Below are 6819 nucleotides of genomic sequence, written 5' to 3' on the forward strand. Positions count from 1 at the left end.
CGTCAACCTTGTAACTCCATTTTATGGCATACCGCTTGAGTGCAGGAAAGATCGTAGCCAGGAGATTATGGGGTAGAACCGATTAGGGTAATTTTAAAAAACATAAAGAATTTTTAAATTTTTGTTAAAAAACCGTGCTAGAGAGAGATTAAGACTTCAAAGACCAAGCGTCTACTGATTCAATCCGCAGGGCGCGTCTGGTTGACCGTTGTCATCCCGCTGTAGTAGCGGCGAGGTGTTTGTGCAAGAACAGGCGTTTGGGAGTCCCAAACAGCAATGAACCGTAGTTCGGTTCAACCTGGCAGAGTTGATATCCAGCCTTGAGATAAAGCTGTCGTGCCTGATGATTGTTTTCTAGCACATGGAGGTAGAGGTCTGGAAACCCCCATTCTAGAGAAATTCGCTCACAGGCGAGGAGTAATTGTCGTGCCACTCCCTGCCGTCGGCACGATTTTCTGACGGCCAGATTAGAGATATAGGGGTACTGAGATGCACGGGGTTGCCAAGAAGGTGGAGAGCGCAGCGCAATCTCTACGGTGCCTGCTATTGCTTCACCCGACTCCGTTAGCGTAGAACCATCAGCAACAGCAACTAAACAGACATAATGGGGCGAGTTAGAGCGCAGCCGATTGCGCAAATCTTCGTAAATTCCCAAACGTAGCATGGGATAGACCCAGCGAACAAAACCAGTCCGAGGGTGAAAGCTGTCGGTTAGAATTTCTGCCAGGGTGGTCAGATCCCGAGCTTGAGCGGTACGGATTGTCAAGCCGGATACACCAGCACTCACGGTATCCTGACCAGCAGGGGCTGGTTCGTAGGGGGTCAAGAAAGAGAAGCAGGGGTTCACAACCACAAAAATAGCTTGGGAAAAAAACAACTAAAGACGTTCAACACGAACAAAGCATCAAAAATTTACAAAGTTGAGATAGAACAGGAGTCTGTCTGGCGATTGTACAACAACTGTTGTAGTTTTGCGGGTGCAATTTATTGGGTCAGAGGAGAGAATAGGGACTGGCGAAGAGTTTACCCAACGACGCAATGACCTTTTTTGACTTTTGCTTGACCCATGAATCATCTCCGTAATCTCAGGCTTTCTTGCTGAGCGTTTCTAGTTTGGGGAAGGATAGTATTGTACAAGTAGTGCATCGATCAACGACAGTCCAGGCAAAGCAACCCGCTGCGCCCTGACCTAATAAACAGACCCTGTCCGGATGAGCCAACATTATTAAGGTATGTTTCTAACAGCCGACGTCCAAGGCTAGCTTACATAGAGTCGGGTTTGTCACCGCGTTCTAGAGAAATCGGCAGAGAATCAAACAGCCAAGCGTTAGAAATAATTTTTTGCAGTGGATAGCCTTCACAATAGAGAAAGCCGCCAGTACAGTTGGGCAGGGTATAGAAAGGCTCTCATGGCTCTTCGCCTTGTTGCTTTCAGCTGTGCTGCCAACTTCGTTGTCCGGAGTATTGACGCCGCGCTTACCTGGAAGGGGCATCCGATCGCGATCGCTGACACCCAGAGGCGATCGCATTTAGGCAATCGCCACCTCTCGGCAGAGTAGGGTCGCGCTTTTGAGCAGGAAAATTGCGCTTGAGGCAAAAACAATGGACTAATATTCGGTAACTCTCTCTTGTCTTTTCAAAGGATACAACCATACTAGAAAACAAAAATTAAAATCGATTGGGGTGCACCACAACCATAGCTTTACCTCCGGAGGGTCTATTTCCTTGTATGCGGGCAACAAACTGCCTCAAGATTAGGACTGATCGCTTTAGCCCTGATCGCCCAACGAGCCACCCCTCTCAAGAGAAGAATCTGTGAAGCGTGTGCAGACTTTTTTATCCGACAAGCCTTGGCAGCAGGAGAGCGGTGCATGAAATCCCAAGAAACAAGTAAGCCCAAACTTCTGGTTGTTGACGACGAACCAGATAATCTTGACTTGCTTTACCGGACTTTCCATCGAGAGTACAAAGTGTTGAGGGCAGACAATGGGCCTGCTGCACTGGAAATTTTGGCTAAAGAGGGGGATGTAGCTGTGATCATTTCCGACCAGCGGATGCCCTTAATGAGCGGTGTGGAGTTTCTAGCCCTCACCGCGACTCAATACCCGGATATCATCCGAATTATTTTGACGGGTTATACGGATGTGGAAGACCTGGTAGAGGCGATAAACGCGGGTAAAGTCTTCAAATTTGTCACAAAGCCCTGGAACTCTGACGACCTCAAGGCAGTGGTAAAACAGGCTATGGATACCCACAACGTCTTGAAGGTTCGTACTAGAGAACTGTGTCGGGCGCTTCGCCGGGAATCTCTCCTCAATACCGTTACTAATACGATTCGCAATGCCCAGTTTGGTCAGGATGGTGATTCTCCGCTACAGCAAATCCTACAAAGGATTGTCGAATCCGTAGGACATCTCCTAGAGGTCGATATTTGCCTTCTACGTCCCTTTCAGAATGGGCGGCTAGTTGATGAGTGGTTCGTTTATCAGAAAAGTCAAGGGTCGCTACGTTCAGGGGCGGAAGCAGAGCTTAATGGTTCCGCTAGCTCTGGAGAAGCCACGGCCAAGAGGGAGGAATCCGTAACCAGGGATTTAGACATGGGGGCTGGGGAGCACGACAGGGGGAACTCTACCGTGTTTGCATCACCACGTCTCCCCAGCTTGGCTTCCTCGTCTTCCCCTAGTTCCTCTTTTTCCCAATCCCCAATTCCTCATCCTCCATCTCCCCGTTACCCTTTACTCTTGGAACAAACGGTTTGGGAAACCCGCGACGTTGAAGTCATTAATGATGTGTTGACGGATGAGCGCTTCATGGGTGAGGGGGAAGAAATTCAACGACGGGCGATCGCTTATCAACAGACCAACATTCGCTCAACCCTCGTTGTACCCCTGATTAGTCAGCAAGAGCTTGTGGCAGTCCTGGCTCTGCATCAATGTGACGAACCTTATTATTGGCAGGATGACGAAATTCAGCTGGTGGTGATGGTTGCTGACCAAGCCGCGCTGGCGCTTTCCCAGGCACGGGCTTATGAACAGGTGCGGGCATTGGCAACCCAGCAAGCTTTAGTGAACACGATTACGAACGCCATCCGTTCCACACTCGACCCCCAAGAGATTTTCACGGCGATTACTCAACAATTAGGACAAGCGATCAAAGTGGATGGTTGTACTTTATCGCTGTGGAGAGAAGAGGATGAATTTGTCCAATGTGTGGGCTTGTATGATGGTAAATCAGCTCAAGTGGTGGAATCTCAAGACATAGAGAATTCCAATGCATCCTTTATCAATCAATCCTCCAACTCTGGCTCTGTGGCTCATCAGTTGCCCCAATCCCTAGTTCCCATTTCGGGGAATCCGGTGCTGCAACAATTGGTGAATACCCAACAGCCGGTTGCGATCGATGATTTAGCGGCGAACCCAGAGATGAAAGGGTTTGATCTCCCCTTTCGCAAACCCGCACGCGCACTTCTAGTGGTACCCTTATTGGCCGATAGTGCCAGCAGTAACGCTAGCGTGAGTGAGGCCCGAACAACGCCAAGAATATCAGGACAACTATCGGGCAGAATTATTGGCAGTATTACCTTACGCCACACCTACCGTCCTCGCCATTGGCTACCCTCAGAAATCAATTTAGCTCAGGCTGTGGCGGCACAAGCTGCGATCGCGGTTCAGCAGTCGCGACTCTATCAGAAGACACGGCAGCAAGCTGAGCGGTTAATGGAATTAGACCGACAGAAGACAGAGTTTTTCCAAAATATTTCCCACGAGTTCCGCACGCCTCTAACCCTGATGATTGGGCCACTGGAATCGGTGATTGAGCGGCAACAGGATTTACCCTATGAGCAGAGTGTTATTGCCCTGCGTAATTCCCGACGATTATTGCGCCTAGTGAATCAGCTACTTGATTTACACCGACTCGACGCAGGTCGGATGCAAGCGAGCTTCCGTCCCTGTAGCTTGGTCGAGTTTGTCAGCCAAATTGTTGAAGCGTTTCGACCCTACTGTGACAAAAAGAATATTCGTCTCTCAACCCAGCTAACCCGTTGCCCAGCGGTTTATTTAGATTTAGAAAAATTTGACAAGGTTCTGTACAATGTCCTCTCTAATGCTATGAAGTTTACTGATCCTGGGGGGAGCATTACCGTCAAGGTAGAACCAGCAGGAGACCATGTCCGGTTACAAATTACCGACACGGGTATTGGCATCAAGAAGGAGCAAGTACCCCATTTGTTTGAGCGGTTCCGACAGGCAGAAGGGTCAGTCAATCGCAGTTATGAGGGCAGTGGTTTGGGGCTTGCCTTGGTGAAAGAACTGGTGGAACTGCACGGGGGACAAATTTCTGTAGAGTCGGTTTACTCGGAAGGCACGACGTTCAACGTTTGGCTGCAAACTGGGACATCTCACTTGCCGGTCGAGCAGGTACTAGAAGTTCCGACAGAAATCCAGTCGAGTCGTGCGGCTGTGGAATTAGCCGACCTAGAAATCGAATTTCCTGTAGAGGAAGAGGAACAGGAAACTGGGGAACCTCAACCCAAGGTGGCGGGAGTGTCATCTTCTTCTGCCCCATCCCAGGTCTTAGTCGTAGATGATAATCCTGATTTACGAGCCTATGTGTCCCGCATTCTGCGGCAGGAGGGTCATCACGTTCGGACTGCTCGAAATGGGGCAGAAGGGTTTCAATCTGCTCAAGAATATCGTCCTCAGCTGATTGTGGCGGATTTGATGATGCCTGAGGTATCGGGTTTGGATATGATTCGGATGATTCGGGAGACCCCAGAGTTGGAAGGGACACCGATTATCCTGCTCACGGCGAAAGCGGATGAAGCCACGCGAATTGAGGGAGCCGAACAAGGAGCGACTGCCTACCTCTCGAAGCCCTTTAATGACCGAGAATTGCTGGCAGAAGTACGAAATTTGCTGGCGCTCAAGGCGAATGAGCAACGGGTGCTTGAATTGAATACGTACCTGACGGAGTCGGTGCTGAGGCGCTTTTTGCCTCCGGCAATGGTTCAGAGAGCGGCAAGGGGCGAACTGGAGCTGGATTTGAGTCCAGAACCTCGCCTGATCACGACGTTGTTTAGTGACATTGTGGGCTTTACTCAGATGTCAAATACATTGCGATCGCGTCGTGTGGCAGAATTACTTAACGAGTATCTTGCCGAAATGACCAAGGCCGTATTTGATAACGGCGGCACGGTCGATAAGTTCATGGGTGATGGTATTTTAGCGATTTTTGGCGCTCCGGAGGAGCTGACGCCACAGGAGCAGGTGCGACGAGCGGTAGCAACAGCGCGACAAATGCTGTATGCCCTCCACCAGCTCAACCAGCGCTGGCAAGAGCAGGGAATTGTTGGGGAGAATGGGCCCCCGCCTGTAAGGTTCCGTTGTGGTATTCACCAGGGAACGGCGGTTGTGGGGATGTTCGGCGGTAAAGAACGGTCAGACTATACAGCGATCGGGCCTTCTGTGAACATTGCCTCGCGGTTGCAAGAAGCTGCTGAACCAAATTCGATTCTCGTCTCCGCTAATGTTGCTGATTGGTTGGACGATGATGAGATTACCAGATTCCGTCCCCTGACGCTCAAAGGTGTAGATGAGACTGTTCTCACATTTTCAGTCAAGCCGATGGTGAGAAATCCCAGCAAAATTTAGTTTATGGCACGGTCTTAATTAGCGGACAAAGGATTATATATAAATGTCTAAGCTCAACTCTGCTCAAAGGGAATCTAATTTTGAGTAATAATCGTCTACTTACAGTGCAACAATTAGCGAACGCGTGTGAGTTATGAAAATTTCACAAGGGCTTGGAATTGCTGGACTCGCTGTCGCTTCCTGCTTGAGTGTCGGTGCTTTTAATCCGACAACCGCTGCCACTTTCGACAGCGCAGAAGTTAAGGGCGATAATTTCATCGCTGTAGCTGCTCCCTACGGCGAAAACAAACATCAACTGCTGATCATTGAACAACTCTCAAATCGGCGACCTTGCTGGAGTGAAAATGGCAGCAACCCGGTTAGTGTCGATCCTCTGCTTTTAAACTTTGACTTCACGGGGATTTGTGGTCGTAGTACCGATAGTAACGGCTATTCACTTCGTATGAGTGGTGAAGACCTCGGTTTAGAGTACATTCTCCGAATCGTTGAGCGCAATGGGGATTTGGTGCTGGTTGGAACTCCTCGTATAAACCGCAGTGCGCCAGAAATTGAAATTGGCAGTACTCAGGGTATGAGTAATGGCTTTGCGAAAATAATTCTTAATCCAGGTTGGCGGTTTACGAGAAGAACGTATCAAGGAAAGTCATTAGGTCATATCTACCTGACTACTGATTCACCGGCTCCGGTAGCCTCCGAGTTGAATACAACGCCTCGACCTCTACCCACTTCTCAACCTGCACTCTCTAGTCCTCCACCTCCGCTCTCAGTTCCTCCTGAGCGGGAATTGATTTTTACCAGACCTGGAGATGACTCAACGGCCCCATCAGTCGAAGTTCCTAGCCCTCCAATTCCGTCGTCTCCTTCTACACCAGAGCGCCAGATTCCAGTGTTTACTGTCCCAACTCAGTAAGGTACGAGCGGGTAAGGGTTGAGGGTCGCCCCTCTTCCCTCCCCTAAGAACCGTGCGTGACTATCTCTAATCACACGGCTCAAGCCTTACTTCAAACCAGTAGACTTGGTTTTACTACCCACATTCCGCAGGTTTCTGGTAGAGTCAGAGGTATTTTTCAGGAATGACTCAGCAGCAGCCGGAACTTCAAGTCAAAGATATCGACCATCTAGGTATAATTGCTGGATTAATCGACCAGATAGGTTGGGTCGAGGCGGT

The 6819-nt window shown here is 49.6% G+C and carries 4 protein-coding genes; 3 read left to right on the top strand and 1 reads right to left on the bottom strand.

The features are described from left to right. Nucleotides 1-211: 211 nt before the first annotated feature. Entirely contained in the window at nucleotides 212-826 is a 615-nt protein-coding gene (locus V6C93_RS06735) for a GNAT family N-acetyltransferase (RefSeq protein ID WP_333475886.1), read from the bottom strand. A gap of 583 nt (nucleotides 827-1409) precedes the next feature. Here V6C93_RS06735 and V6C93_RS06740 point away from each other — a divergent pair. From V6C93_RS06740 to V6C93_RS06750, 3 genes are all read left to right on the top strand, one after another. Next, complete coding sequence (locus V6C93_RS06740) at nucleotides 1410-1559, top strand: hypothetical protein (protein WP_333475887.1); 150 nt, start codon at nucleotides 1410-1412, stop codon at nucleotides 1557-1559. A gap of 312 nt (nucleotides 1560-1871) precedes the next feature. Next, nucleotides 1872-5651 carry a response regulator gene (locus V6C93_RS06745; protein ID WP_333475888.1) on the top strand — a complete coding sequence of 1260 codons (3780 nt, stop codon included), beginning with the start codon at nucleotides 1872-1874 and terminating at the stop codon, nucleotides 5649-5651. A gap of 133 nt (nucleotides 5652-5784) precedes the next feature. Further along, a complete protein-coding gene (locus V6C93_RS06750) occupies nucleotides 5785-6561 on the top strand; it encodes a DUF3747 domain-containing protein (protein WP_333475889.1) in 777 nt (258 codons plus the stop codon). The last annotated feature ends 258 nt before the right edge of the window (nucleotides 6562-6819 follow it).

The organism is Allocoleopsis sp., from assembly GCF_036703385.1.
Taxonomy (GTDB): domain Bacteria; phylum Cyanobacteriota; class Cyanobacteriia; order Cyanobacteriales; family Coleofasciculaceae; genus Allocoleopsis.

Excerpts from the sequence above, each read along its gene's own strand:
- V6C93_RS06740 (WP_333475887.1), top strand. The coding sequence starts at position 1,410 with ATGGCTCTTCGCCTTGTTGCTTTCAGCTGTGCTGCCAACTTCGTTGTC.
- V6C93_RS06745 (WP_333475888.1), top strand. The coding sequence starts at position 1,872 with ATGAAATCCCAAGAAACAAGTAAGCCCAAACTTCTGGTTGTTGACGAC.
- V6C93_RS06750 (WP_333475889.1), top strand. The coding sequence starts at position 5,785 with ATGAAAATTTCACAAGGGCTTGGAATTGCTGGACTCGCTGTCGCTTCC.